Source organism: Prauserella flavalba (assembly GCF_003202235.1).
In the GTDB taxonomy this organism is placed as follows: domain Bacteria; phylum Actinomycetota; class Actinomycetes; order Mycobacteriales; family Pseudonocardiaceae; genus Prauserella_A; species Prauserella_A flavalba.
The window spans coordinates 33,426-59,444 of record NZ_MASU01000003.1 but is presented as its reverse complement, the minus strand read 5'-3'; the positions used below and the strand labels follow the sequence as shown (position 1 = coordinate 59,444).

Annotated in this window: 26 protein-coding genes; 11 read left to right on the top strand and 15 right to left on the bottom strand. The window is 72.3% G+C overall.

All coding sequences use genetic code 11. From position 1 onward, the window contains the following. Nucleotides 1-64 precede the first annotated feature (64 nt). The 4 genes from purE to BA062_RS06155 all read right to left on the bottom strand — a co-directional run bounded on the left by purE (nucleotide 65) and on the right by BA062_RS06155 (nucleotide 4,127). Nucleotides 65-565 carry a 5-(carboxyamino)imidazole ribonucleotide mutase gene (purE, locus tag BA062_RS06170; RefSeq protein WP_245959694.1) on the bottom strand — a complete coding sequence of 167 codons (501 nt, stop codon included), beginning with the start codon at nucleotides 563-565 and terminating at the stop codon, nucleotides 65-67. A gap of 14 nt (nucleotides 566-579) precedes the next feature. Beyond that, complete coding sequence (locus BA062_RS06165) at nucleotides 580-1,761, bottom strand: 5-(carboxyamino)imidazole ribonucleotide synthase (RefSeq protein WP_110335096.1); 1,182 nt, start codon at nucleotides 1,759-1,761, stop codon at nucleotides 580-582. A gap of 41 nt (nucleotides 1,762-1,802) precedes the next feature. Next, complete coding sequence (locus BA062_RS06160; protein WP_210406786.1) at nucleotides 1,803-3,131, bottom strand: glycosyltransferase 87 family protein; 1,329 nt, start codon at nucleotides 3,129-3,131, stop codon at nucleotides 1,803-1,805. A 129-nt stretch (nucleotides 3,132-3,260) separates the two neighbouring features. After that, nucleotides 3,261-4,127 carry a PleD family two-component system response regulator gene (locus tag BA062_RS06155; protein ID WP_110335095.1) on the bottom strand — a complete coding sequence of 289 codons (867 nt, stop codon included), beginning with the start codon at nucleotides 4,125-4,127 and terminating at the stop codon, nucleotides 3,261-3,263. Nucleotides 4,128-4,332: 205 nt separating this feature from the next. Here BA062_RS06155 and BA062_RS06150 point away from each other — a divergent pair, with 205 nt between their 5' ends. Together BA062_RS06150 and BA062_RS06145 are read left to right on the top strand one after the other, a co-directional pair. After that, nucleotides 4,333-6,591 carry a sigma-70 family RNA polymerase sigma factor gene (locus BA062_RS06150; protein WP_110335094.1) on the top strand — a complete coding sequence of 753 codons (2,259 nt, stop codon included), beginning with the start codon at nucleotides 4,333-4,335 and terminating at the stop codon, nucleotides 6,589-6,591. Between the two features lie 32 nt (nucleotides 6,592-6,623). After that, nucleotides 6,624-7,154: a GtrA family protein gene (locus tag BA062_RS06145; protein ID WP_110335093.1), complete on the top strand. Its 531-nt coding sequence runs from the start codon at nucleotides 6,624-6,626 to the stop codon at nucleotides 7,152-7,154. Here BA062_RS06145 and BA062_RS06140 read toward each other — a convergent pair whose 3' ends face one another. Then, complete coding sequence (locus BA062_RS06140) at nucleotides 7,155-8,438, bottom strand: ATP-binding protein (RefSeq protein ID WP_110335092.1); 1,284 nt, start codon at nucleotides 8,436-8,438, stop codon at nucleotides 7,155-7,157. 3 nt (nucleotides 8,439-8,441) lie between these two features. Further along, nucleotides 8,442-9,125, bottom strand: a complete 684-nt coding sequence (locus BA062_RS06135; RefSeq protein WP_110335257.1) for a response regulator transcription factor — start codon at nucleotides 9,123-9,125, stop codon at nucleotides 8,442-8,444. A gap of 48 nt (nucleotides 9,126-9,173) precedes the next feature. Between BA062_RS06135 and hisN the strand changes: the two genes are divergently transcribed. Beyond that, nucleotides 9,174-9,959, top strand: coding sequence for a histidinol-phosphatase (gene hisN, locus BA062_RS06130; protein WP_110335091.1), 786 nt, complete (start codon nucleotides 9,174-9,176; stop codon nucleotides 9,957-9,959). A gap of 144 nt (nucleotides 9,960-10,103) precedes the next feature. Here hisN and BA062_RS06125 read toward each other — a convergent pair whose 3' ends face one another. From BA062_RS06125 to BA062_RS06095, 7 genes are all read right to left on the bottom strand, one after another. Then, nucleotides 10,104-10,376, bottom strand: a complete 273-nt coding sequence (locus BA062_RS06125; protein ID WP_110335090.1) for a hypothetical protein — start codon at nucleotides 10,374-10,376, stop codon at nucleotides 10,104-10,106. Further along, nucleotides 10,373-12,445 carry a TNT domain-containing protein gene (locus BA062_RS06120; RefSeq protein WP_110335256.1) on the bottom strand — a complete coding sequence of 691 codons (2,073 nt, stop codon included), beginning with the start codon at nucleotides 12,443-12,445 and terminating at the stop codon, nucleotides 10,373-10,375. Before BA062_RS06120 ends, BA062_RS06125 begins: the two co-directional genes overlap by 4 nt. A gap of 10 nt (nucleotides 12,446-12,455) precedes the next feature. After that, on the bottom strand, nucleotides 12,456-12,785 hold the full coding sequence (locus BA062_RS06115) for a WXG100 family type VII secretion target (protein WP_110335089.1): 330 nt from the start codon (nucleotides 12,783-12,785) through the stop codon (nucleotides 12,456-12,458). Then, nucleotides 12,782-13,225, bottom strand: a complete 444-nt coding sequence (locus BA062_RS06110) for a YbaB/EbfC family nucleoid-associated protein (RefSeq protein ID WP_110335088.1) — start codon at nucleotides 13,223-13,225, stop codon at nucleotides 12,782-12,784. Before BA062_RS06110 ends, BA062_RS06115 begins: the two co-directional genes overlap by 4 nt. Nucleotides 13,226-13,375: 150 nt before the next feature. Further along, entirely contained in the window at nucleotides 13,376-14,320 is a 945-nt protein-coding gene (locus tag BA062_RS06105) for a hydroxymethylglutaryl-CoA lyase (protein WP_110335087.1), read from the bottom strand. Nucleotides 14,321-14,324: 4 nt separating this feature from the next. Then, nucleotides 14,325-14,906 (bottom strand): PH domain-containing protein, encoded by a 582-nt coding sequence (locus BA062_RS06100; protein ID WP_110335255.1) that lies wholly within the window; start codon nucleotides 14,904-14,906, stop codon nucleotides 14,325-14,327. 64 nt (nucleotides 14,907-14,970) lie between these two features. After that, a complete protein-coding gene (locus BA062_RS06095) occupies nucleotides 14,971-15,795 on the bottom strand; it encodes a biotin--[acetyl-CoA-carboxylase] ligase (RefSeq protein WP_110335086.1) in 825 nt (274 codons plus the stop codon). A 78-nt stretch (nucleotides 15,796-15,873) separates the two neighbouring features. On the opposite strand from BA062_RS06095, the gene BA062_RS06090 reads away from it, so the two are divergent. Both BA062_RS06090 and BA062_RS06085 read left to right on the top strand, forming a co-directional pair. Beyond that, complete coding sequence (locus BA062_RS06090; RefSeq protein WP_110335085.1) at nucleotides 15,874-17,514, top strand: acyl-CoA carboxylase subunit beta; 1,641 nt, start codon at nucleotides 15,874-15,876, stop codon at nucleotides 17,512-17,514. After that, nucleotides 17,511-17,747: an acyl-CoA carboxylase subunit epsilon gene (locus BA062_RS06085; protein ID WP_110335084.1), complete on the top strand. Its 237-nt coding sequence runs from the start codon at nucleotides 17,511-17,513 to the stop codon at nucleotides 17,745-17,747. Before BA062_RS06090 ends, BA062_RS06085 begins: the two co-directional genes overlap by 4 nt. Here BA062_RS06085 and BA062_RS06080 read toward each other — a convergent pair. After that, a complete protein-coding gene (locus BA062_RS06080; protein WP_245959693.1) occupies nucleotides 17,700-18,989 on the bottom strand; it encodes an MFS transporter in 1,290 nt (429 codons plus the stop codon). The two genes, BA062_RS06085 and BA062_RS06080, sit on opposite strands and share 48 nt — an antisense overlap. A 59-nt stretch (nucleotides 18,990-19,048) precedes the next feature. On the opposite strand from BA062_RS06080, the gene BA062_RS06075 reads away from it, so the two are divergent. The 4 genes from BA062_RS06075 (at nucleotide 19,049) to BA062_RS06060 (ending at nucleotide 22,801) form a co-directional block, all read left to right on the top strand. Continuing rightward, a complete protein-coding gene (locus BA062_RS06075; protein ID WP_110335083.1) occupies nucleotides 19,049-19,705 on the top strand; it encodes a GntR family transcriptional regulator in 657 nt (218 codons plus the stop codon). 67 nt (nucleotides 19,706-19,772) lie between these two features. Further along, nucleotides 19,773-20,399, top strand: coding sequence for a Maf family protein (locus BA062_RS06070; RefSeq protein WP_110335082.1), 627 nt, complete (start codon nucleotides 19,773-19,775; stop codon nucleotides 20,397-20,399). A gap of 578 nt (nucleotides 20,400-20,977) precedes the next feature. Then, nucleotides 20,978-21,358 carry a hypothetical protein gene (locus BA062_RS06065; protein WP_110335081.1) on the top strand — a complete coding sequence of 127 codons (381 nt, stop codon included), beginning with the start codon at nucleotides 20,978-20,980 and terminating at the stop codon, nucleotides 21,356-21,358. 90 nt (nucleotides 21,359-21,448) lie between these two features. Then, the gene (locus BA062_RS06060) at nucleotides 21,449-22,801 is read left to right on the top strand and encodes a dicarboxylate/amino acid:cation symporter (protein WP_110335080.1); all 1,353 of its coding nucleotides are present in this window, start codon (nucleotides 21,449-21,451) and stop codon (nucleotides 22,799-22,801) included. Nucleotides 22,802-23,049: 248 nt separating this feature from the next. Here BA062_RS06060 and BA062_RS06055 read toward each other — a convergent pair whose 3' ends face one another. After that, the gene (locus BA062_RS06055) at nucleotides 23,050-23,757 is read right to left on the bottom strand and encodes a hypothetical protein (protein WP_110335079.1); all 708 of its coding nucleotides are present in this window, start codon (nucleotides 23,755-23,757) and stop codon (nucleotides 23,050-23,052) included. A 75-nt stretch (nucleotides 23,758-23,832) separates the two neighbouring features. On the opposite strand from BA062_RS06055, the gene BA062_RS06050 reads away from it, so the two are divergent. Beyond that, nucleotides 23,833-24,123 (top strand): SAV_915 family protein, encoded by a 291-nt coding sequence (locus BA062_RS06050; protein WP_110335078.1) that lies wholly within the window; start codon nucleotides 23,833-23,835, stop codon nucleotides 24,121-24,123. A 69-nt stretch (nucleotides 24,124-24,192) separates the two neighbouring features. Further along, a complete protein-coding gene (locus tag BA062_RS06045; RefSeq protein WP_110335077.1) occupies nucleotides 24,193-25,968 on the top strand; it encodes an acetyl/propionyl/methylcrotonyl-CoA carboxylase subunit alpha in 1,776 nt (591 codons plus the stop codon). Nucleotides 25,969-26,019: the final 51 nt, after the last annotated feature.

The following is a 26,019-nucleotide window of genomic DNA, read 5'->3' as shown; positions in this document are numbered from 1 at the left end:
ACGACTCGCGAGCGGGAACGCACGACTCGCGAGCGAGCGAGCGGGCGGGCCGCCGGCGCGGGCGTCAGTGGGTCAGCTTTTCGCGGAGGGCGGCGTCCTTGTCGAGGACGAGCTGCTCCAGGTCGGCCTGGAAGGCCGTCATGCGGGCGCGCAGCGCCTCGTCGCCTGCCGCGAGGATCCGTACCGCCAGCAGGCCCGCGTTGCGGGCACCGCCGACCGACACCGTCGCGACCGGCACCCCTGCCGGCATCTGCACGATCGAGAGCAGGGAGTCCAGGCCGTCGAGGTACTTCAGCGGCACCGGGACCCCGATCACGGGCAACGGCGTCGCCGAGGCCACCATCCCCGGCAGGTGGGCGGCACCGCCCGCACCCGCGATGATCACCTTGATCCCGCGGTCCCCCGCGCTGCGCGCGTAATCGAGCATGCGCTGCGGGGTCCGGTGCGCGGAGTAGACACCGACCTCGTAGGCCACCTCGAACTCGTCGAGGGCCTGGCCCGCTGCTTCCAGCACCGGCCAGTCCGAGTCGCTGCCCATGATGACGCCGACGACGGGGTTGCTCACGATCTTCGTACCTCTCAGTGGATCTGGTAGCCGTCGAGCCATTCGGCGTGGGACAGCCAGTGCGCGGCGAGCCGGGCGCGCTGCCGCAGCTCGTCGGTCAGCGGGCCGAGCATGTTCACGTGCCCCAGCTTGCGGCCGGGCCGCTCGCCCTTGCCGTACAGGTGCACGCGCGCGTCGGGGAAGCGCGCGAACAGGTGGTGCAGCCGCTCGTCGGGGCGCATCGCCGGGGTCTCCGGTGCGCCGAGGACGTTGGCCATCACGGTCGGCGACAGCAGCTCCGTCACGCCGAGCGGGTAGTCCAGCACCGCACGCAGGTGCTGCTCGAACTGCGACGTCCGGCTGCCGTCCATCGTCCAGTGCCCGGAGTTGTGCGGGCGCATCGCGAGCTCGTTGACGAGCAGTCCGGCGTCGGTCTCGAACAGCTCCACCGCCAGCACGCCCACGACGTCCAGCTCCGTCGCGATCCGCAGCGCGAGGTCCTGCGCCTCCTGCGTCCGCCGCGCGGTCAGCCCGGGCGCGGGCGCCAGAACCTCGGTGTTGATCCCGTTCGACTGCACGGTCTCCACCACGGGCCACGCCGCGCCCTGGCCGAACGGCGAGCGAGCCACGAGCGCCGAAAGCTCCCTGCGCATGGCGACCTTCTGCTCGACGAGCAGCGACGTGCCCGCGTCGAGCAGCTCCGGTACGAGGCCGCGGGCGTCGGCGGGCGAGTCGACCATCCACACGCCCCTGCCGTCGTACCCACCGGTCGCGGCCTTGAGCACCACCGGCCAGGAGTGGGTGTCGCCGAACTTGAGCACGTCGTCCACATCGGACACCTCGGCGAACGCGGGACCGGGGAAGTGGTGCGCCGCCATGCGCTCGCGCATCAGCAGCTTGTTCTGCGCGAACGCCAGCGCGCCAGGGCCCGGGCGCACGACGACGCCTTCCATCGCGAGCGTCAGCAGGTGCTCGCCCGGCACGTGCTCGTGGTCGAACGTCAGCACGTCGACGCCGCGCGCGAACGAGCGCAGCGCCTCGAGGTCGGTGTGGTGGCCGTACACGACCTCGCCTGCGACGAGGCCCGCCGATTCGTTCTCGCCGGCCGCGAGCACGCGCAGCGACTGGCCGAGCGAGATGGCCGCTTGATGGGTCATCCTGGCGAGCTGGCCGCCGCCCACCATGCCGACCACGGGAAGTCCGGTGCGAGTATCCATAGCGGGTTCAGCTTACGGGCAGGTCAGGAGCGCTTCGCGAGTCAACGGGCCCCGGTGAGATCCGGGGCACGTTCCGCCGCCGTCCGGCGTCGCCTCCACAGCCAGCGACCGGCCAGCACGGCTGTCAGCACGAGCGGCATGAGGATGTAGGCGCTGCCGAGGACGTACTGCCAGACCGCCCAGTGCAGCTCCAGGTTCCGCCCGTTGGGCAGCACCAGCAGCACGCAGCTCACGAACACCACGATCACCGCACCGGCCGCGAACCAGCGCTTGCCCGCCGTCGCCGGGGTGGTCTGCGGCAGCCGCGACACGAGCAGCACGATCAGCGGCACCGCCCACACCCAGTGGTGCGACCACGACACCGGCGAGATGAGCAGCGCGTAGAACGCGGTCACCAGCAGCGCCTCCAGCGGCTGCCCCCGCCGGTGGAAGCGCAGCATGAGCCAGATCGCGGCCGGTGCGAGCGCCGCGCCGATGGCCATCGCCACCGTCGACGACCACGGTGCGAGGTCCGAGAGGCGGTTGACCAGGCCGTTCAGCGACTGGTTGCCTGCCCAGTGCATCGGCCCGATGCGGCCCTGGTCGGACACGGTGTGGGTCCAGAACCGCCACGCGTCGTTGGGGATCAGCGCGAACATCAGCGCCTGCAGCCCGAAGAACGTCAGCAGCGCACGCAGGGCGTCCCTCTTGCGGCCGGTGAACAGCAGGTGCGGAATGAAGATCAACGGCGTGAGCTTGACGGCCGCGGCGACGCCGACGAGCACCCCGCCCCAGCGGCTGCCCCGTGCGCTGATCACCAGCACGTCTAGCACGACCAGCGCCATGAGGATCAGGTTGATCTGGCCGAGGAAGATCGTGCGCCACACCGGTTCGAGCGCGAGGAACACGATGGCGAAGATCAGCGTGGTGCGGGCGGGCGAGGCCCAGCGCGGCAGCTCACCGGAGGGCCGGGGCAGCGCGCCGATCGCCACGCGGATCACCAGCGCCATCGCGAGGAACGACACCGCGGCGACCACACCCCACGCCACCTGCACGGGCAGCACGGCGAGCGGGACGAACAGCAGCGCGGCCGTCGGCGGGTAGGTGAACGGGAGCAGCGCCCACCACGGCTCGGGCCCGAGGGTGTTGCCCTCGTACAGCGGGTCGCCGTTCAGCAGCGTCACCGCGCCCGCGCGGTACACCGCGCTGTCGACACCGAGCCGCCAGTCGAGCAGCCAGCCGACGATGCCGGCGACCACGGCCAGCACGGGCAGCGCCACCAGCAGGGCCATCGAGCGGGGGCGGACGAACAGCCGGAGGAGGGAGGTGCGCAGCGCGAGCCGTCGCGGTTCCGGCTCGGAGCGGACTCCGGGATCGGTGGTGGTGGGCAGGACCTGCTTCACGGTTCTCCATCCCCGCTGGTCAAAGTCTAGTTTCCTGGAGTGCCGCCGCGCCGTTCCCTGGCTGCCTCACCCATCAAGGAAATCACGAATCGGAATCGACCCGCGCACAAGCCCCGATCAATTCCGGCTCAGCGTGTCGAGCAGCTCGCACGCCGCCTCGTGGTCGCCAGGCAGCCGGACGACGTTGATCCTCGGAGTACCCACCTCGTGCAGTTGTGCATCCACCTCGAGCCGTTCCGTCAGCTCCCTGCGCAGACGCACGGCCCTGGTCGCGACGCCCCCGTCGCGCGTCGCCACGGCGGCGACGGTCGAGGGGCCCAGCACGGCGAGGCTCTCCCCTCCGTCGAAGGCGACCCGCAGTGCGTCGGCGGCGAGGATCATGCCGGTCAGCCTGGTCCAGCCCGCCGCCGTCGCGAAGTCCATGGTCACCACTACGAGCGCGTGGTCGTCGGCCACGCGCTCGCCGTCGCGCTCGGCCTGGCGGTACAGCTCGGCGAGCCGGGTTCGCAGGTACGCGCCCGTGGGCAACCCGGTCAGCGGGTCGCTCACCTCGGCGCGCGTCAGCTGGTCGAGGGCGACATCCGCCCAGGCGACAGCGGTGACGCGGAGTAACCGGGCCGGGGTCGCGTCGACATCGGGTGCGACGAACCCGTCCGTGGCCGCAGGGTCGGCGAGCACGGCGTGCAGCGCCGCGAGGTCCGTGAGCGTCTCCTCCAGCCCCGCGCCCGAGGTCGCCCTCGCCCGGCCGAGCCCGGCGAGCGCGGGCAGGGCGCCATCGGCGCCGCCGTGCTTCACGATGGCGGCGCACACGGTGTCGACCTCGGGAATCCCCCAGTCACTGGGGTACCGCCAGCCCGACGCGAGGCTCGCCGTCCGCCAGCGGGCACGCAGAGTGCGCAGGAAACGGTCCGGCGCGGCCCGCCACGCGGCTTCGGGGCGCTCGCCGCCCGGATCGGACAGCGAACCCGTCGCAGGCGCGTCCACACACACCCCCTAACCAACTGAAAAACCTTGCCTGATCACGTGACGCGCGTACCCGGCCCCCGTGACGACAATCGGACGAAACATCGGGTGAACCGGTTGCGACTCCCGGGGCATGGCCTCACCCATCGCGTGACGCGATAAACCCGATCCGTCACACTTGGCGCTGAGCGGCATCTAAAAAGGTGTCTGCCAGGAAAGGAGAGCCGTGACCACCGCCCCCGCCGACCCCAGTGGTCCCAGCGATGCCGAGCTCATCGCGGCGGTGAGAGAGGGCAGGCTCGAGTCCTACGGGCCCTTGTACGAGCGGCACGTCTCGGCCGCCTACAACCTCGCCAGGCAGCTCGCGCGGTCGTCGACGGAGGCAGACGACCTGGTCTCCGAGGCGTTCTCCAAGGTGCTCGACGCGCTGCGCGCGGGCAAGGGCCCGGACAGCGCGTTCCGCGCCTACCTGCTGACGGCCCTGCGGCACACGGCCTACGACAAGACGCGCAAGGACAAGCGCGTCGACCTTTCCGACGACATGACCGCCATGACCACCGGCGGTGGCGCGGCGGCCGAGGCGCTGACGGTGCCGTTCTCCGACACGGCGATGGCCGGGCTCGAGCGCACGCTCGCGGCCAAGGCGTTCGCGCGGCTGCCCGAGCGCTGGCAGGCCGTGCTGTGGCACACCGAGATCGAGCAGCAGTCGCCCGCCGAGGTGGCGCCGCTGCTCGGGCTCACTCCCAACGGCGTCTCCGCGCTCGCCTACCGGGCGCGCGAGGGGCTGCGCCAGGCGTACCTGCAGGTGCATCTCGCCGAGGTGTCCGCCGACCGCTGCCGGGCCACGGCCGACAAGCTCGGCGCGTGGACGCGCTCGGGGCTGTCCAAACGCGAGCGGGCCCAGGTGGAGCAGCACCTCGACGAATGCGCCGACTGCCGCGCGCTGGCCGCCGAGCTCGCCGACGTCAACGGCGCGCTGCGCGCGATCGTCGCTCCGCTCGTGCTCGGCGGCGGGGTGCTCGGTTACCTCGCGCTGGCCGGTGCGGGCAAGGCGAGCGCCGCGACCGCGATCGGCGCCGGTGCCGCTGCCGGGTCGGCAGGCGGTGCCGCGAGCGCCGCCGCGTCGGGGCCCCGCCAGTTCGTCGGCGTCGCCGCCTCCGGGGTCGCGATGGCGGCCGCGATCGCCGTCGCGCTCACGGCGGGCGGCCAGCGGGAGATCCCGGCGGCCGCCGCACCCCCGCCGCCCCCAGCGGTGCAGGCACCGGCCAACCCGCCTGCCGTGCCGCCCGCTCCACCGGCCGCGCCGCCCGCGCCGGAGCCTCCCGCGCCCGCTCCGCCACCCGTCGTTCCGCCCCCGCCCGCGCAGCAGCCTGCCCCGCAGGAGCCCGCACCGCCGCCGGCTCCGGCACCGCCCGGGGTCACGGCGGAGTCCCCCGCCGACGGCATCGCGCTCGACCCTGGCGGCGACCCGGTCGACCTGCCGATCACGGTCCGCAACGACGGGGGCTCCGTGTCCGAGCCGGTGGCCGTCACGCTGAACCTGCCCGAGGGGGTCTCCGCCATCGGCCCGGCGAGCGGCGGCGGCGGGGCGCCGGCGAGCGGTCCGGTGGCGCGCCAGGCACCGCAGGCCGAGCGCGTCACGTGCCCCGGTGGCACGGGCACCGTGACCTGCCGGACGCAGGAGGGACTCGAACCCGGCGAGTCCGCGGTGCTGGTGTTCCGGTTGCAGGCGGCCGCCGACGCGGTGTCGGGGCAGATCACGGGCACCGTCAACTCGGGCAGCCCCGTCGAGGTCTCGATCCGGGTCCCGGTGCGGGTCGCGCCCGTGCAGGACGCGGTGTTCCTGAAGGTCGACCCGGCCTTCCACCCGTGGGGCCGGATGCTGTCGGTGCAGGTCCGCAACGACGGCCCGCTCGCCCGCGAGGCGACGATGACCGTCGACGAGGCCGCACACGCCTCGCCCCTCAACCGGCCAGCGAGGTGCGACCGGGACGGCGACTCCGTGACGTGCCGGAGCACCCACGCGCTCGAACCTGGCGAGACCATCCGGTTCTGGGTGGTCGTGCGCTCGCACTTCCTCAAGGAGAAGGACGTCACCGTCACCGCGACGGTCGGCAGCGCCAGCACGTCCGAGACCGTGGAGATCAAGTGCCTCGGGCACTGGTGTCACTGGCCGGACCGGCCGGGCAAGAACCGGCCGACCCCGACCGCCACCCCCGAACCGGCACCGTCCGCACCGGCGACGCCGAGCACCACGACCGGCACGACCACCACGCCACCCGCGGAGCCGGCGGTATCACGCTGGCCCGGCCCGCCCACCTCGCCAGAGCCGCCGACGACACCGGAGCTGTCACCGCCCTCACAGCCGGAGCGCTCGAAGCCCCGGAAACCCGAGAAGCCGACGCCGACCCCGGCGCCCGAACACTCGCGGCCACCGAAGTCGTCGCAGCCCCCGCCGTTCGACTGGCTCGGCTGGTTCGACTGATCGGCCACGGCGACGCTGCGTAGACTGCGGGAGTGGCCGTCGTCGAATCCGTGCTCGCCCGAGTGCCCGAGCCTCTGCGGTCGGTGCTGATCAAGCATCGGGAGCTGCTGAAGTTCGCGATCGTGGGCGGCACGACGTTCCTCGTCGACAACGGCGTCTGGTACCTGCTGAAGCTGACCGTGCTGAGCACCAAGCCGACCACCGCGAAGGCCATCGCGATCATCATCGCGACGATCGTGTCCTACATCCTCAACCGCGAGTGGTCGTTCCGCACGCGCGGCGGCCGGGAACGCGCCCACGAGGCGGCCCTGTTCTTCCTGATCAGCGGCGTCGCGGTGGTCGTGAACCTGATCCCGCTACTGGCCTCGCGCTACGTCTTCGACCTGGAACGGCCACACGTGTCGCTGTTCGTTCAGGAGACGGCCGACTTCATCTCGGGGTCCGTGATCGGGATGCTGCTGGCGATGGTGTTCCGCTTCTGGGGCCTGCGGAAGTGGGTCTTCCCCGACGAGCTCGGCCGCAGGCACCGCGACAGCGAACTGGCGGGCGCGCCCCGCGCGTGATCAGCGCGGCACCCGCTCGGCGGGCCAGCTCACGCCCGCGACATCGGCGGGACTCGGCACGCGCAGGAACAAGCTGAACGTCGCAGGCCGCTTGCCGGACAGCTCCAGCCTGCCGCCGTCCGCCTCCGCGAGCGCCCTCGCCAGCGCGAGCCCCACACCGAACGAGCCCGCGCCGGAGAAGCCGCGTTCGAAGATGTGCGGCGCCAGCTGGTCCGGCACGCCGTTGCCCGAGTCGGTCACCTCGATCACCACGGTGCCGTCGGCCTCGCCGCGCCGGGCCGTGAGGGTCACGTTGCCCGCGCCGTGCCGCAGCGCGTTGTCCAGCAGCACCCCGATGACCTCCCGCAGCCGAGCCGGGGTCGCCCGCGCCATGAGCCCGTCGGCCACCCGCAGCCGCAGCGTGCGGCCCTCGGCCTTGAGCAGCTGCCGCCACTCCTCGCTCACCTCGGGCAGCACCGCGGTGAGCTCCACCGGCTCGGCGCCGACCTCGCTCGCCGCCCGCGCGGCGGCCAGCAGCTCGTCGAGCGCCTCGGCGAGCCGGTCGGCCTGCTCCTGCGCGGCCTGCGCCTCCTCGGCGACGTCCGAGTCGGGGTGGCCGGTGAGGCTCTCCAGCCGCAGCTGCAACGCGGTCAGCCTGCTCCGCAGTTGGTGGGAGACGTCGCCGACGAGCTGCCGTTCCCGCTGCACGAGCTGGGCGAGCGCGGTGGCGGAGGCGTCGAGCGCGTCGGCGACCATGTCCAGCTCGGCGACCTCGTAGCGCCGCCCGTCCGGCCGGAAGTCCCCGCCGCCGAGCCGCGCGGCGCGGTCGGCGACGTGCCGCAGCGGTTTGGCGAGCCTGCGCGCGGTGACCGTCGCGACCACCGTGCCCGTGCCCACCGACAGCACCACCAGCAGGATCACGGCGGCCGCGACCTGCATCTGGCGGGTGCGCAGCGGGCCGGCCGGGATCGCCAGCTCCACGGTGCCGCCCCGCGCGATCGGCACGCTCTCCACCACCACCTCGGGCCCGGGATCGACACCGTAGGTGAGGTCCTGAGCGCGCGGCTGGCGAACGGTGAGCTGCCCCGACTGCGGCACGGCCGCCCGCACCTGGTCGAGGTCGAGCGGCCGGTTGTCGGCGAGCTGGTCGTCGAGGATCGCGGCGATCCGCTGGGCGTTGGAGGCGAGATCCTCCTTCGCGAGGTTGTTCACCAGCAGCCAGCCGGTGACGCCGAGCGGGCTGCCCAGCGCCGCCGCGGTGACGGTCACCGCCAGCAGGATGGCCAGGAGGATGCGGCGCCGCATGGGTCACTCGGTGTTGAACCGGAAGCCGACACCGCGGACGGTGGCGATGTGCTCCTCGCCCGGCTTGCGGCCCGCGCCGTTCTCGCCCGCGATGGCGAGCTTGCGGCGGAGCCAGGACATGTGCATGTCGAGTGTCTTCGAGGTCTTCGACTCCAGGTCGTTCCACACCTCGGAGAGGATGTCCTCGCGGCTGACCACCTGGCCTGCCCTGCTCATCAGCACCCTGAGCAGTTCGAACTCCTTGTTGGCGAGCTGAACCTCCTTGCCGTCGACGGTCACCATGCGGGCGCCGACGTCCATGCGCACCCCGCCCGCCTCGATCACCTCGGGGGCGCGCCTGCGCAGCAGCGCGCGGATGCGGGCGAGCAGCTCGGCGAGGCGGAACGGCTTGGCGACGTAGTCGTCGGCGCCCGCGTCGAGGCCGACCACGAAGTCCACCTCGTCGGTCCTCGCGGTCAGCATCAGCACGGGCAGCTCACTGCCCTTGGCGCGCAGCCTGCGGCACACCTCGAGGCCGTCCATGCCCGGCAGACCGAGGTCGAGCACCAGCAGGTCCACCCGGTCCCGGGAGGTCAAATCCAGCGCTGACGACCCGTCCCCGACCACCACGACCTCGTAACCTTCCCGCTGCAACGCCCTCGACAGCGGCTCCGCGATCGCCGGATCGTCTTCGGCAAGTAGGACCATGCTCACCTGGCCAACCTTACGGCCGGAACCCATGAAACCATCGTTGCCGTGTCCAGCTACTCCCCCGATCTGACCCTCGCAGGCAGGCTGGCCGACGCCGCCGACAAGATCACCTCGGCCCGGTTCCGGGCGCAGGATCTGCGGGTGTCGAGCAAGCCCGACCGCACCCCGGTGACCGACGCCGACACCGCCGTCGAAGACGCGATCAGGGAGCTGATCACGGCAGAGCGGCCCACCGACACGGTCGCGGGTGAGGAACGCGGCGGCTCGGCGAGCGCGGCGGGCCGGGTGTGGGTGCTGGACCCGATCGACGGCACGAAGAACTTCCTCCGCGGCAACCCCGTGTGGGCCACGCTGATCGCGCTGGTCGAGGACGGCACACCGGTGGTGGGCATGGTGAGCGCGCCGATGCTCGGCAGGCGCTGGTGGGCGAGCGCGGGCGGCGGGGCGTGGCTGCGGGATGGCGCGGGCGAGCACCGGCTCTCGGTCTCGGGCGTGTCCGAGCTGTCCGACGCCTACGTCTCCACCACCGACCTCGGCGCGTGGACCGAGTACCACTCTCGCGACGCCTACCTCGCCTTCCTGGACGCGTGCTGGGAGAGCAGGGCGTTCGGCGACTTCTGGCACCACTGCCTGGTCGCGGAGGGCTCGCTGGAGGTGGCGGCGGAGCCGATCGTCAACCCGTGGGACGTGGCGGCCGCGCAGGTGCTGGTGACCGAGGCCGGGGGCCGCTTCACCGACCTGGCCGGGGCGGAACGCTTCGACACCGGCACGGCCCTTTCGACCAACGGCCTGGTCCACGACGCCGCGCTGAACCTCCTGCGCAAGCCCTGAGCCCCGGCCCGCAGTGAAGGCCACCTTCCCTGCACCCGACGCAGTGAAGGTGGCCTTCACTGCGGTCAACGCAGGCATGGTGGCCTTCACTGCGGTCAACGCAGGCATGGTGGCCTTCACTGCGGCTGGGTGCGCCCGAGGAGGTCAGGGCAGGACGCCGACCGCGCCCCTGGCGACCTGGGCCCAGGCGAGCCGTCCGAAAAGGTAGTGGCAGGCGACCTGCTCGTTGGTGAAGCGGGCCCAGTCGTAGCGGTTGCCCTGCTCGCGCCAGAACACCTCGAACGCGACGTCGCCGTCCTCGCCCGCGTCCTCGGTGCGGAGCAGGCACCACGCGTTGTCGGCCTCGCTGCCGACCGACACGACCTCGGGCGGCACGCCCACGGCCTCCAGCCAGCGCATGATCGACTCGGTGTTCATGCCCTCTCCTCGAACGTGATGTCGGCAAGGTAGCCCAGCGTCACCAGCTCGGCGGCCGAGTACACCGAGCGGTACCGCTCACCCCCGCCCGCCTGCGCGAACCAGCCCGCGGAGATCGCCTTCCACATGGGCACCTCGCGCACCACGCGGTAGCGCCGGTAGCCGGCCTCGCGGTGGGCGGGCGGTAGCGAGCGCCGCGCGAACGGCGTGCCGTCGCCCGCGAAGACCCGGCCATGCGCGGTGCCGAAGCGGTCGAGCAGCGTGCCCTCGCCGAGCAGCACCGGCTCACCGTCCTCGCACCCACCCTCCGGGTAGCGCTCACCCGGAGGCCAGACGTACTCGGTCCGCTCACCCGGCACGAGGTAGCGGCCGTCCCACTCGCGCTCGGAAAGGTCGCCGAGCGGGTCGTAGCCCTCGGTCAGCGCCTCGGGCGGGCACGGCAGCACCTCCGCGGGCGGCGGCGCGGGCTGACGCCAGCCGTTGCGCAGCCACGCCAGCGCGTGCCCCGGGTCGATGAAATCCGAACGGGGGTGGTCGTGCGGTGGGAACCGCAGCCACACGGCGGTGTCGGCGTCCGCGTCGGGCAACGGTAGCTGCCGCGCGGGCCGGTCGGCGGCGACCGGCAGGTGCCCGATGGGGAACATGTGCACTCGGAACAGCGCGACGATGCTCTCCCGCTCCTGCCTCGGTGCCCCGAGCGGAACCGGCGCCGCCGGCTGCTGCGGGCGGACCGGCTCGGGCGGACGCCCCTGCGGCGGGTACGGCTGTGCCGGAGGTGCCGGTTGCGGGTCGGGCGCCCAACGGGCGGGCGGTGCCGGGACGCCGGGCGCGAGGCGGGGCGGTGCCGGCGCGACGCCCGCCGCCTGCCCCGGCGGCGGCATCGGCGGCGACATCGGTGCCTGGCCCGGTGCGGCACCTGCGTAGGGCGCGGGGCCGAACTGCTGGCCCGCAAACGGTTGCGGCGCATAGGGCTGGCCCGCGAACTGCTGGCCGGGCGGCAGGATCGGCGCCGGTGGCGGCGGAACAGGTGCGGCGGGACCCCCGGAGAACCCGGCCAGGTGCGTTTGCGCCGGTGGCGTCGGGATGCCGTGCGCGCCCGGTCCCGGCGCGGCGATACCGGTGGGCGGGGTGGGAACGTCGTCGAAGCCGCCAGGGGACAGAAAGCCGCCGTAGGCGCCCCTCGGCGGGGTCGGCGCGTCGGCGCCGGGCAACGCGATGGGGCCGGTGCCCACGTCGTCGGGTACGGACACCGGCGGCGACGCCGGTTCGGGCCGCACGTCCGGCAGCTCGGACCGCACCTCCGGCACCTCGGGCGCCCGGTCGCCGAGTGGGCGCTCCCCCGGCAGTGGGAGGACGTCCTCGGGCCGGTGTCGCTCGGGCAACGGCACGACATCGGCGGGCAGCGCCTCGACCGGGGAAAGCCCTGGCGGTCCCCCCACCGGCGACAGCGCACCGTCCACCACCGTGGCCGGCAGGCCGGTCGCGGTGCTGAGCAGCCCGGCCTGCCCGTCGGGCGAGTGAGTACCGGGGTTCGGGTCGACGACGTCGCCGACGGCGTGCACGGTGCCGTTCGCGCCGGGGCCGACGGCGTCCACGAGCCCGCCCGAGATCGCACCGACGTTGGTCGCCGTGCCGCGCAGCGCGGTGTCGAGCCCGGCCAGCGCGGTCGGATGCCCCGAGTCGGCCGCGGCGACCGCGGCGTCGTGGTTCCTCGCGGCGTCCACGAGCTGGCGCACGATCTCGACCTTCGCGGCACCGACCTGCTCGGCTGCGGACTCGAGCCGGTTCGCGGCCTCGTCAGCGCCGCGCGCGGCGACGGTCAGGCGCCCGTGGTCCGGCTCGACGAACCCCGACCACCGTTCGCCCGCGGCCTCGGCGGCGGGCCCCGTCATCGCGCTGAGCGCCTTGCCCGCCACGGTGTCGGCGTCGGCGGCGAGCGTGGTCAGCTCACGCGCGGCCTGGCGCCACGCCCCCGCCTGCTCACGCATCGCGTCCTCGTCGGCCTCCGGCCAGCTCACGCCGGTCCGCGCCGCGATGTCCGCCAGCTCGGCGGGCAGCTCGATCCCCATCCGCACGCCCCTACCCGGCCGAACCGGCGTCGCTCAGCTCTCCTGCCGCGTCCGCGTCGGCGGAGCGGTACGTGCCCGCCGCCGACGAGAACCTCGACCCCATGTCGCCGAGCCCGCCCGCGAGCTCGCCGAGAGCGCCGAGCACCGCGCTCGACGGGCCCTCGTGCGCCTCGGCGAAGCTCTGCCCCACCGCGTCGCTTCCCCACGGCGCGGGGCCATCCTCCAGGCAGGCGCGCAGGTCGGCGGCGATGCGGGCGGCCCGCTCGGCGAGTCCCTCGAACTCGGCGGCGTGCGCGCCGAGCCGCTCGGCGTCGACCTCGAAACCCGGTCCCCCGCTCATCGCGCCCTCGGCCAGTCGGCATCGTCGAGCCAGCTGCGGTCGTCGAAGCTCTCGTCCTCGTCGTCGGGCACGTCGTCGGCTGCGATGTCCTGCGCGCCGAGGTCAGCGGTGCCGAGCAGGAGGGCCTGCGGGTCGGTGCCGGACGGCAGCGCCGGGGCGAGCACCTCGCTTGCGCCCGTCAGCGCCTTCACTGTCGCACCGCCGGTCAGCTTCACGATCTGCGCGGCCAGCTCGGCAGGCCGGTACTTCTCGTACGCCTCGTCGGCGATCACGAGTCCGGTGAGCATGCCGCGCGCGCCGACCGTGGCCGTGACGAGGCCGTCGTCGCTGGTGGCCGACTCGCTGATCGACGCGAGCTCACGGTGTACGGAGGCCAGCTGCTCGCGACTGCGGCGGTAATCGGCGAGGAGCTGGTCCACCTGCGCACGATGGTCGGTCACGGCACTCTCCCCGACGTCCGTTGGTCTGCTGTCACAGCGGTCGGCAACGCATCAGACGCAGCCTGCTGGCGCGCGGTTCCCTTCGCAACCGAAGCGTTGTGCGATCAGCGTCCCGAGATACAGATCGGCACGAGAGGGTCTCTCCTTGACCTATCCGGCGAGAGCGCGCACCACACGCGAGGGGCTGGGCCTGCCGAGGCGCTCCGCCATCCACGCGCTCGCGGACACCAGCGCGTCGAGATCGGCGCCGTGCTCGATGCCGAGCCCGTCGAGGAACCACACCAGGTCCTCCGTGGCGAGGTTGCCCGTGGCCGACTCGGCGTAGGGGCAGCCGCCGAGGCCACCCGCCGAGGAGTCCACAGTGGACACGCCGCGGCGCAGTGCGGCGAGGGTGTTGGTCAGCGCCTGGCCGTAGGTGTCGTGGAAGTGCACGGCGAGCGCGTCCACGCCGATGCCCTGCCCGGTGAACGTGTCGACCAGCCGCTCGACCTGGCCCGCCGTGGCCACGCCGATGGTGTCGCCGAGGGAGAGCTGCGAGCAGCCGAGCTCCAGCAGGCGCTTGCCGACGCGCACGACCTGCTCGGGCGACACGGGTCCCTCCCACGGGTCGCCGAAGCACATGGAGAGGTATCCGCGCACGTCGAGCCCTTCGGCTCGCGCCCGCGTAACGACCGGCTCGAACATCGCGAACTGGTCGTCGAGGCTCGAGTTGAGGTTGCGTTTGGCGAAGGTCTCCGTCGCGCTGCCGAACACCGCGATGTGGCTCACCCCGGCCGCCAGAGCCCGGTCGAGGCCGCGCTCGTTGGGCACGAGCACCGGGTAGCGCACGCCGTCGCGGCGGTTCAGCCCGGCGAGCAGCTCCTCGGCGTCGGCGAGCTGAGGCACCCACTTCGGGTGCACGAAGCTCGTCGCCTCCAGCGTGGTCAGCCCCGCGGCCGCGAGCCGGTCGAGGAACTCCAGCTTGACCGTCACCGGCACGGTCGACTTCTCGTTCTGCAGACCGTCGCGGGGACCGACCTCCCAGATCGTCACCCGCTCCGGAAGTCCGTCCGTCGCCGGAACCCGCTCCGGCAGACCCAGCTCGCGCGTACCCACTACCTCAGCGTCCCCTTCCACGCGGCGGCTGACGGGGCGGCGGCTCCTGCTGCCCGTAGGGAAGCTGCTCCGTCTGCGCCACGCCGTAGTCGTCGTACGGGTTGTCGTTGACCTGGCGGTAGATCACGGTGTGCACGCGCTCCACCCTCGGAATGTCGTCGAACGTCAGCGGCTCGTCGGAGGCCGACTCGATGATGAGCGTGCCGCAGCCGAAGACCCGGTCGATCAGACCGTGCTCGAACCGTACGCTGTTGATGCGGGCCATCGGGATGTCGATGCCGGTGCGCTTGATCACGCCCTCGCGCGCGATGACGCGGTCGGTGGTGACGATGAAGTGCGTGGTGCGCCAGCGCACGAACGGCACGAGCACCAGCCACACGATCAGCACCAGTGCGACGACCCCGATCGCGATGAGGCCCACGGAGTTCCACGGCGACTCGGCGTCCCGCGCGAGCAGGGCGAGCCAGGTGCCGACGCCGATGGTGGCGAGCAGCACGAAGATCGGGAACAGCAGCATCTTGAAGTGCGGATGCTTGTGGGTTACGACTTGCTCACCTTCGCTGAGCAGATCGTCTGGATAGGCCACCTCGAACACTCCCCGAACTCGTTCTTGCGCGCCGTGCGCTCACCGTACCGCCAAGTAGCGGGATTCACCCCGAAACAGGGCGCAAGTGCACGACATCGCCCGCGAAGATCGTCCGCCGGGCTCCCGTGTTCGTCTCCACCACGAGCGCGCCGGTGCGGTCGAGGTCGACGGCGTTGCCGAGCAGCTTCTCGCCGCCCGCGATCATGATCTTGACCTCCTGCCCGAGGGTCGCGCAGTGCGCGCGGTAGTCCTCGAGCAGACCGGAGGTGGCGAGGTCGCCCGCACCGGCGCGCCAGGCGTTCTCGCGTTCGTGCAGGAACGTCAGCAGCAGGCGCGAGATCTCCGTCCGGTCCGTCGTGCGCGCACCCAGCTCGGACAGGGCCGCCGCGGTCAGCCCGCCGGGGCCGGGCTCGACCGGCTCGCGCGAGGGCGTGACGTTGAGGCCGATACCGAGGATCACGCCCTGCTCCTCCGAGGCCGCCGCCTCGGAGAGGATGCCGGCGAGCTTGCCGCGGCCGTCCGAGGCGAGCACGTCGTTGGGCCACTTGAGCACCGCGGGAACGCCCAGCTCGCGCGTCAGGTCCATCAGCGCGAGCCCGGCCACCGAGGCGAGTGAACCGAGCACCGCGAGCGACACCCCGGCCGGCCGGAACAGGACGCTGCAGTACACGCCGGCCCCCGAGGGCGAGACCCACGTCCGGCCCCGGCGGCCGAGCCCGGCGGTCTGCTCCTCGGCGATCAGCACTGTCCGGTCCTCCGCGCCCTCGACCAGGGCCTCCCGCAGGTCTGCGTTGGTGGAACCGGTGCTGGCGACGACGTCGAGACGGGCGTACGGCCCGACCGGGCGGACGAGTTCGGCCCGCAGTCGCGCCGCGTCGATACGCTTCATGCGCGTTAGCGTAGGACGTTCGAGGACGTTGGCTACGCCACATCTGCGGCTACGGGCACGGAGCTAAGCTGCGGTTCCATGAGCAGCGCAACGGAGCCGATCGGGACACCACCCGACGAAGAGCCGGACATCCACACCACGGCCGGCAAGCTCGCAGACCTCTACCTGCGCTACGAAGAGGCCGTGCACGCCGGCTCCGCGAGAGCGGTCGAACGGCAGCACGCCAAGGGGAAGAAGACGGCGCGCGAGCGCATCGACCTGCTGCTCGATCCCGGTTCTTTCGTCGAGCTCGACGAGTTCGCCCGGCACCGCTCCACCAACTTCGGGCAGGAGCAGAACCGCCCGTACGGCGACGGCGTGGTGACCGGTTACGGCACCATCGACGGCCGTCCGGTGTGCGTCTTCAGCCAGGACGTGACGGTCTTCGGCGGCTCGCTCGGCGAGGTCTACGGCGAGAAGATCGTCAAGGTCATGGACCTCGCCATCAAGACCGGCCGCCCGATCATCGGCATCAACGAGGGCGGCGGCGCGCGCATCCAGGAGGGCGTGGTCTCGCTCGGCCTCTACGGCGAGATCTTCCGCCGCAACACGCAGGCCTCCGGCGTGATCCCGCAGATCTCGCTGATCATGGGCGCCAACGCGGGCGGGCACGTCTACTCCCCCGCGCTCACCGACTTCGTGGTGATGGTCGACCAGACCTCCCACATGTTCATCACCGGCCCCGACGTGATCAAGACGGTGACGGGCGAGGAGGTCACCTTCGAGGACCTCGGCGGTGGCCGCACGCACAACACCAAGTCCGGCAACGCGCACTACCTCGGCTCCGACGAGGACGACGCTATCGCCTACGTCAAGGAGCTGCTCAGCTTCCTGCCGTCGAACAACCTCTCCGAGACTCCCGTGTTCGAGGCCCCTGAGCCCTCGGGCGACTCGATCGCCGACGGCGTCACCGACACCGACCGCGAGCTCGACACGCTGGTTCCCGACTCGCCGAACCAGCCGTACGACATGCACGAGGTGATCACGCGCGTCGTGGACGACGGCGAGTTCCTCGAGGTGCACGAGCTGTTCGCGCCCAACGTGATCGTCGGCTTCGGCCGCGTCGACGGGCACAGCGTCGGCGTGGTGGCCAACCAGCCGACGCAGTTCGCGGGCTGCCTCGACATCGACGCCTCCGAGAAGGCGGCCCGGTTCGTGCGCACGTGCGACGCGTTCAACGTGCCGGTGCTGACCTTCGTGGACGTGCCCGGCTTCCTGCCCGGCACCGACCAGGAGTGGAACGGCATCATCCGGCGCGGCGCGAAGCTGATCTACGCCTACGCCGAGGCCACCGTTCCGCTGGTCACCGTGATCACGCGCAAGGCCTACGGCGGCGCGTACGACGTGATGGGCTCCAAGCACCTCGGCGCCGACGTCAACGTCGCGTGGCCGACCGCGCAGATCGCCGTGATGGGCGCACAGGGCGCGGCGAACATCGTGCACCGCAAGCGCCTCGCGGCCGCCGCCGACGGCGGTGAGGACGTCGAGGCGCTGCGCGCGCAGCTGATCCAGGAGTACGAGGACACGCTGTGCAACCCGTACGTCGCCGCCGAGCGCGGCTACGTCGACGGCGTCATCCCGCCCGCCCACACACGTGGCTACGTCGCGCGTGCGCTGCGGATGCTGCGGGACAAGCGCGAGACCCTGCCGCCGAAGAAGCACGGGAACATTCCGCTGTGAGCACCGAGGAGACCACCGAGGAGCCCCGGCGTCCGTTGCTGCGCGTCGTCAGGGGCAACCCGGACGACGCCGAGATCGCCGCGCTCACCGCGGTGCTGGCCGGGCTCGCCTCGGCGAGCACGGAGCCGCCCGAGCAGCCCGCGCGTTCGCGGTGGGCCGACCGGGCGGCGCTGGTCCGCGCCCCGCTACGTCCGGGCCAGGGCGCGTGGCGCGCGTCCGCGCTTCCGCGCTGACCCGCTCTCGGAGGGCAGAGCCCCGGCGTGCCGGTGCAGCACGACCACGCGCGTGATCCCGGCGAGCGCGAGCACGAGCGGCACGCCGAACGCGAGCCGGTGGGCCGTGGACTCCGGCACGCCCGCGCCGGTGAGCGCGTCGAGGGCGATCCCGACGCCGAGCTGGGCGACCACGGCGAACGTGAAGCCGCCCATGTTGGCGATACCGCTGGCGATGCCGGCGCGGTGGCCGTGGTTTGCCGAGCGGGCGAGGTCGAAGGCCAGCATGCTCACGCCGCCGCCCGCGCCGATGACGAACAGCACGGGTGCCAGCACGGTCGCGGGCGCCGAGGCGGGCAGCGCCACGAGCAGCGCAGAGCCCGTGATCGCGGCGACCGCGGCACCGAGCACCAGCGCGCCGCGCACGCCGGGCCTGCGGGAGGCGAGCTGACCGGCGGCTGTGCTGGCCAGCACGAACCCGAGCACGACCACGCCGAGCAGCGTGCTCGCCGTGCCCTCGGACAGTGCGTGCGCGCCGACGAGATAGGGCTGGCCGAGCACGGCGCTGAACGAGACGAACGTGCCCATGAGCGTGAAGTGAGTCCACATCGCGTGCCGGGTGCCCTGGTTGCGCCACGCGTGGCGCAGGCTCTGCCGCAGCGGCTCGCCCGGAGCGTCGGCGTGGCGCATGGGCCCAGGGCTCTCGCGCAGGCCGATGCCGGTGGCGACCAGCAGCACGACGGTGACCACGCCCGCGATGAGGAAGGTGCCGGTCCAGCCGCGGGCGGCGAGCAGCGCCGCGAGCGGAGCCGTCGCGATCAGCTGGCCGAGTCCGCCGATCATGCCGGTGAGCGCGGCGACGAACGCGTAGCGCCTGCCGGGGAACCAGTTGTGCGCGATGCGCAGGACACTGACGAACATGCACGCGTCGCCTGCGCCGATGAGCGCGCGCCCCGACATCGCGGCGGCGTAGCCCGTGGCGATGGCGAACACGACCGTGCCCGCGGCCATGAGCGTCATCCCGGCGAGCAGCAGCCTGCGCGGGCCGAGGCGGTCGGCGCCGACGCCGACGGGCACCTGCAACGCGGCGTAGAGGGCGAGCTGCACGACGGAGAACGCGGCCAGCCCAGTGGCGTCGATGCCGAACCGTTCCTGCGCGGTGAGCCCGGCGACGGAGAGGCTCATGCGGTGGAACAGCGCCGTGAGGTAGCAGAGGGCGCCGAGGCCCCACATCGCCCACGGCAGCCACGGTCTCACGCGCACTCCAGCTCCTCCACGTCTTGTATCTATCTTGCATCTAAGTTGCGCGCTAGGATGCCCGTGTGTCAACGAGCGACCGGTCACAGCGAAGGGCGGCCGGCGAGCGCGCCTACGAATGGGTGAAGGACCGGATCCTCGACGGCAGGCTCGAAGGCGGCCAGCTGCTCAGCGAGGGCGAGGCCGCGTCGGCACTGGAGATCTCGCGAACCCCGGTGCGAGAGGCGTTCCTGCGGCTGGAGGTCGAGGGCCTGCTGCGGCTCTACCCCAAGCGCGGAGCGCTGGTGGTGCCCGTGTCGGCGGGCGAGGTCGCGGAGGTCACCGAGGCGCGGATCCTGCTGGAGTCCCACGCGGCGGCGACCGTGATCGCGCGCGGCATCCAGGCCGACGTCGCCGACGCCATGACCGCGGTGCTCGGCGGCCAACGCCGCCTGGACGTGCCGAGGGAGACGGCCGCGTTCTCCCGGCTCGACCGGCAGTTCCACGCCACGCTCGTGGAGGCGGCGGGCAACAGCCTGCTCACGCAGTTCTACTCGGGCCTGCACGACCGGCAGGTGCGGATGGCCAACTCCGCGCTGCACCGGGCACCGAGCCGCTACGGCGCCATCCTCGACGAGCACGAGCGGCTGTGCACACTCCTGCGTGACAGCGACGCCGACGCCTTCCGCGAGCAGCTGGCCGCCCACATCGGCGGCACCCACGGAGCCCTCCTCGACAGCTGACCCTGCCCCCGGCGCCCGCAAAAGTGCCCTCGGGCGCGGCGGGCCGGGCGTGTTCTAACCTCGGCGCGTGCGTTTCGTGCTGGCCTCGGCCTCTCCCGCCCGGCTCGCCGTGCTGCGAGCGGCGGGCATCGATCCGAGCGTGATCGTGTCCGGTGTCGACGAGGACGCGGTGGCCGCGAGCCTCACCGACCCCACCCCCGCCGAACTGGTCACCGCGCTCGCCAGGGCGAAGGCCGTGGCCGTCGCCGAGACGGCGGGCATCGCGGGCTCCGACGCCGTGGTGGTCGGCTGCGACTCGATGCTGGCGATCGGCGGCGAGGTGGTGGGCAAACCGGGCACGCCGGAGATCGCCCGCAAGCGCTGGGCCGGCATGGCGGGCGGCACGGGCGAGCTGCTGACCGGTCATGTGGTGCTGCGGCTGGAGAACGGCGCCGTGACGGCCGAGGCGGCGGGCAGCCAGACCACGACCGTCCACTTCGCGACGCCCACCCAGGACGAGCTGGACGCCTACCTCGCCACGGGCGAGCCGCTCAACGTGGCCGGTGCGTTCACCCTCGACGGACTCGGCGGCTGGTTCGTCGAGGGCATCGAGGGCGACCCGTCGAGCGTGATCGGGATCAGCCTGCCCCTGACGCGCCGCCTGCTGGGCGAGGTCGGCGTGAACGTGACGGACCTCTGGCGCGCCAACGGGTAGACCCGTGCCGATCCTCGAGCCGGCGCCGCAGCCCCGTGACTGGCAGCCACGACGGCTGTGGCCGCTCGCGCTGAACACCGCCTTCCTCGCCTTGATCGCGATCACGGCGGTCCTCGTGGGCGCTGGATCGCGGCTGACCGGCGGCGAGGGCCAGGGCACCTACTTCCTCGTGGGCGGCCTGTTCATCGGGGGCATCGCGCTCTGCACCGGCCTCGTCAACCTGCACCGCCGACGAAGGACCGCCGAGCAGAGCCAGGCGACACAAACCGACGGCTCACTGCGGGTGCCGTACCGGCCGGCGGCGTTCGCCGGTTACCTGTTGCTCCCGCTGGTGACCCTGGCGCTCTTCGGCCTGCTGTTCATCGGATTCGTGGTGACGCTCTCGAACGGCGATCTCGACGGTGCGGGTGTCACGGTCGGGGTGTTGTCGGCAGCGGTCGTGGCGCTGGCGCTCTGGTGGACCGTCGAGCTGGCTCGCGGTGCTTTCCGGAGGGGCGCGCTGACCCTGAGTCCCGAGGGCGTCTCCCATCGAGGCTGGACGTTCGGAGTCCTTCAGCTCGTGGGAGGACATTCGCGCGGTGAGCGCCGACAACACCGCAGGGCCCAGCGTCCGGCTGTCCACCGATGCCGGACGTGCGCTGTGGTCTTCGGCAGACCTGCGCAGCGCGGTGTCGGACCTGCGTTCGGGCGCCCCCGTCGACCCGGCACTCCCCGCGCTCGCCGGCCAGGAGCGGACATCCGGCGGCACCCGGGTCCGCCGCCGGACCTCCCGCGCGCTCCCCGCCCCCGAGTTCGACGACGGGCGCGACATCGTGCTGCCGGTGCGCTGGTTCGCGGTCGATCCGGTGCTGCTCTACCGGCTCGTCCGGTTCTACGCCGACACCCCTTCGGCACGCCCCGAGCTGGCCACCGGAGCGGCCGCGCAGCGCCTGCGCAGCGATCAACTTCCCATGATGTGAGAGGCGACCGCGCGTGGAAGCTCCTCGCGTGGTTCCGCGTTGTGCACACCGGCAGATTCGAGAATTACTTTCACCTACCGGAGTGGACGCGTGTCTTTCCTGCGCACCTACACCAAACCCTCGGTCTTCGCGGCCGCGGTCATCGGCTCACTGGTCGCGGGTGCGCTGCTGGGCGCACTCGCCAGAGCCACCGAAACCGCGTGGCTCACCGAGGTCCTCGACCAGCTCGGCTCGGTCTTCACCACCCTGCTCCAGATCGCCGTGATCCCCCTCGTCTTCACGGCGATCATCGTCGGCATCAACAGCCTCCGCAGGCTCGGCGGCGGGCGCACCGCGGCCAGGCTCGGCGGCAAGACCGTGCTGTGGTTCGCGATCACGTCGCTCATCGCCGTGCTGATCGGCATCGTCGTCGGGCTGATCTTCAACCCCGGCAGCGGCGGGATCGGCGACGCACAGGCCACTGCGGAGAACGCCGAGAAGGCCGCGGGCAGCGTCGACAGCTGGGGCTCCTGGACGGCGTTCATCGAGGGCATCGTGCCCAGCAACTTCATCGCCGCGTTCGCCGAGGGCGAGACGTTGCAGGTGCTGTTCCTCGCGCTCGTCATCGGCGCCGCCGCCTACAGCCTCGGTGACCGCGCCAAGCCGTTCGTCGACTTCACCACCAGCGTCTTCGAGATCATCCAGCGCTACCTCGGCTGGATCGTGCGCCTGGCCCCGATCGGCATCCTCGGCCTGATCGGCGCGGCCGTGGCGAACTACGGCGACTCGCTGTTCCGGCCGCTGCTGTCGACCACCGTCGCCGTCTACGTCGGTTCGCTGCTCGTGCTGTTCGGCGTCTACCCGATTTTGCTGCGGGTCTTCGCCAAGGTGAGCCCCGGCCGGTTCTTCGGCAAGGCGTGGACGGCGATCCAGTTCGCGTTCGTGTCCCAGTCCTCCGGCGCGACGCTGCCGCTGACCCGGCAGACCGCCGTCAACCTCGGCGTCGACCCCGGCTACGCCGCGTTCGCGACGCCGCTCGCCAGCGCCACGAAGATGGACGGCTGCGCGGCGGTGTTCCCCGCGATCGGCGCGATCTTCATCGCCAACATCTCCGGCGTGTCGCTGAGCTTCGGGCAGTACGTCGGCATCGTGGTGGTGGCCGTGCTCGGCGCGTTCGCCACGGCGGGCACCACCGGCTGGCTCACCGCGCTGACCCTCACCACCACGGTCATCGGCCTCGACGCCGAGCAGGTGGCGCTGGGCATCGCGCTGATCTACTCGGTCAACCCGATCATGGACATGATGCGCACCGCCACCAACGTCGCAGGCCAGATCGTGGTGCCGACCGTGGTGGCCCGCAGCGAGGGCCTGCTCGACGACGACGTGCTCAACACGCCGAGCACCCCGCCGCTGCTCAGCGACACCGGCGAGGCCGCCAAAGCCCCCGCCCATGCCGGCGCCTGACCCCGTCTCCCCGGCTGCAGTGAAGGCCACCATGCCTGCGTTGACCGCAGTGAAGGTGGCCTTCACTGCGGTCGCCGTACCGCGCTAGGAGCGTGCTGAACAACCCCGCCCGTAGCGAGCGGCGATCCAGGCGGCGGCCTCGCCAGGCGGAGGGAAGCCCTCGTACCGGGCGTACTCGGGCTTTCCGACAACGCAGCGAGGCGCCGTCTGGGCGTCGCGCAGTAGGGCAGCGGTTGTTCAGTGCGCTCCTAGGGGCACTCCGTGAGTTCGTCGGCTTCCACGTCGACATCGGGCCAGCCGCGCAGGGAACCGGGTGAGCCGTAGGTACCGGTGCACCCGGCCACCTCGCCACCCAGGTCGAACACCTGCGCCAGCACCGGAGCCAGCTGGCATTCGGCGGCGTCCTCGGTGTCGCTGCACTCGTGCCGCACCACGATCACCTCGGGCGCGGCGTCGCCGACCGCGTCGTCGAGGACGATGTTGCCCGCGTCGGAGAAGTACGGCCGCTGCGCTGGGCGCCAGCTGTCGCCGCGCCACACGTGGACCTCTCCCGCCATGCCGCCGTCGTGCGGCCCCCTCACGAGACACACCGGCGTCTCCGTCTGCGCACACCGCAGCGAGTCGTGGTTGAGCCGAACACCCATCGCCGTGATCGCGACCTCCGAGACGCTTCCGGACGCGGGGCCGCCCGCCCGCAGCCGCCCGGTGCCTCCCTCACTGTCGGCGAGCAGTTCCACCGTCATGCCGTTGACCGAGGCCGAGGCGAGCACGCGGCACGCGTCGTCGCCGCAGCTCGTGCTCGACACCGACGTCGGTTGCTGCGCGGGCCCCTCCTCGCCGACGGACAGGTCCACGTCGGGCCGCAGCAGGACCGCGGTCACGAGCGCACCGACGATCACGACGCCGGCCAGCACGGCGGTGAGCACCACGGGCCGTGGTGGCGCCGGCTCGGGCACGACGGAACTCCTCCCCCTCGGTTACCCGGACGAGCGTAGATCAGGTGACGCTGCGCGCACGTCTATGTTGACGGCGTGACGAACCCACACCTGCCGCCCGTGCTGTACCTGCCCACGGCCCCAATCGCCGCCGACGGCACCGGCGAGACCAACGTCGAGCTGCGGCGGACCGGCGACGGCCGCGTCGCGCTGCTCGCCTACACGGCGCTCGACCGCCTCGTCGAGTGCTGCGGCGAGCACCAGCCGTGGCTCATGGTGCACACCGAGCACCTGCCGAAGCTGCACGAACGCCACCCCTACGACGTCATCCTGCTCGACGGCGAGATCCCCGAGGAGCTCAGGCGCACGGCCGTCACCCAGGCGTGAGGCTCCTCTCACCTGCGGCACCTTGCGCGTCCGTAAACTCCACCCTGAGCAGCAAACAGGGAGGTAAGCGTGCCTGAGCCAGCCAGCGTGACGAAGGTGCTCATCGCCAATCGCGGCGAGATCGCCGTCCGCGTGATCAGAGCGGCCAAGGACGCAGGGCTGGCGAGCGTGGCCGTGTACGCCGACCCGGACCGGGACGCCCCGCACGTGCGCCTTGCCGACGAGGCCTTCGCGCTCGGCGGCACCACGGCTGCGGAGAGCTACCTCGTGTTCGACAAGCTGCTCGACGCCGCGAAGCGCTCCGGCGCCGACTCGGTGCACCCCGGCTACGGCTTCCTCTCCGAGAACGCCGACTTCGCGCAGGCCGTGATCGACGCGGGGCTCACCTGGATCGGCCCGAGTCCGCAGGCGATCCGCGACCTCGGCGACAAGGTCACCGCCCGGCACATCGCGCTGAAGGCGGGCGCCCCGCTGGTGCCCGGCACGAAGGACCCGGTGGAGACGGCCGACGAGATCGTCGCCTTCGCCGAGGAGCACGGTCTCCCCGTCGCCATCAAGGCCGCGTTCGGCGGTGGCGGCCGCGGGCTGAAGGTGGCCCGCACCAAGGAGGAGATCCCCGAGCTGTTCGAGTCGGCCACCCGCGAGGCGGTGGCCGCGTTCGGTCGCGGCGAGTGCTTCGTGGAGCGCTACCTCGACAAGCCCCGGCACGTCGAGGCGCAGGTGCTCGCCGACAAGCACGGCAACGTCGTGGTGGTCGGCACCCGCGACTGCTCGTTGCAGCGCCGCCACCAGAAGCTCGTGGAGGAGGCCCCCGCGCCGTTCCTCACCGACGAGCAGCGGGCCACGATCCATTCCTCGGCCAAGGCCATCTGCAAGGAGGCCGGCTACTCCGGCGCCGGCACGGTGGAGTACCTCGTCGGTGTCGACGGCACCATCTCGTTCCTGGAGGTCAACACCCGCCTGCAGGTCGAGCACCCGGTGTCGGAGGAGACCACGGGCATCGACCTCGTGCGCGAGCAGTTCCGCATCGCCGAGGGCGGCAAGCTCCCGTTCACCGAGGACCCGACGCCGCGAGGGCACTCCATCGAGTTCCGCATCAACGGCGAGGACGCGGGCCGCAACTTCCTGCCCGCGCCGGGCACCGTCACCAGGCTCGTCTTCCCCGAGGGGCCCGGCGTGCGCGTCGACTCCGGTGTCGAGACGGGCAGCGTGATCGGCGGGCAGTTCGACTCGATGCTCGCGAAGGTGATCGTCACCGGCGCCGACCGGCAGCAGGCCATCGAGCGCAGCCGTCGCGCGCTGGGCGAGATGGTGGCCGACGGGCTCGCCACGGTCCTGCCGTTCCACCGCACGATCCTCGACGACCCGGCGTTCGTCGGCGACGGCACCGGCTTCTCGGTGCACACCCGCTGGATCGAGACCGAGTTCGACAACCGGATCGAGCCGTTCACAGCGCCGACCGAGGCCGACGAGGAGCCCGAGGAGCGGCAGAACGTCGTCGTCGAGGTCGGCGGGCGGCGCCTCGAGGTGTCGCTGCCTGGCGGGCTCGCGCTGGGCGGCAACGCCGGTGGCGGCGCGGCGAAGGCCAAACCGCGCAAGCGGGGTGGCGGCGCCAAGGCCGCGGTGAGCGGTGACGCCGTGACCGCGCCGATGCAGGGCACGATCGTGAAGGTCGCCGTGTCCGACGGCCAGCAGGTCGAGGCGGGCGAGCTGATCGCGGTGCTCGAGGCGATGAAGATGGAGAACCCGGTCACCGCGCACAAGTCGGGCACCGTCACGGGTCTTTCGGTGGAGGTCGGCAGTGCCGTCACGCAGGGCTCGGTCCTGCTGGAGATCAAGGACTGACGGTTTCGCCCGGCTTGAGAACACGCTCAGTTTCGTGGCCGAGTCCAGGAC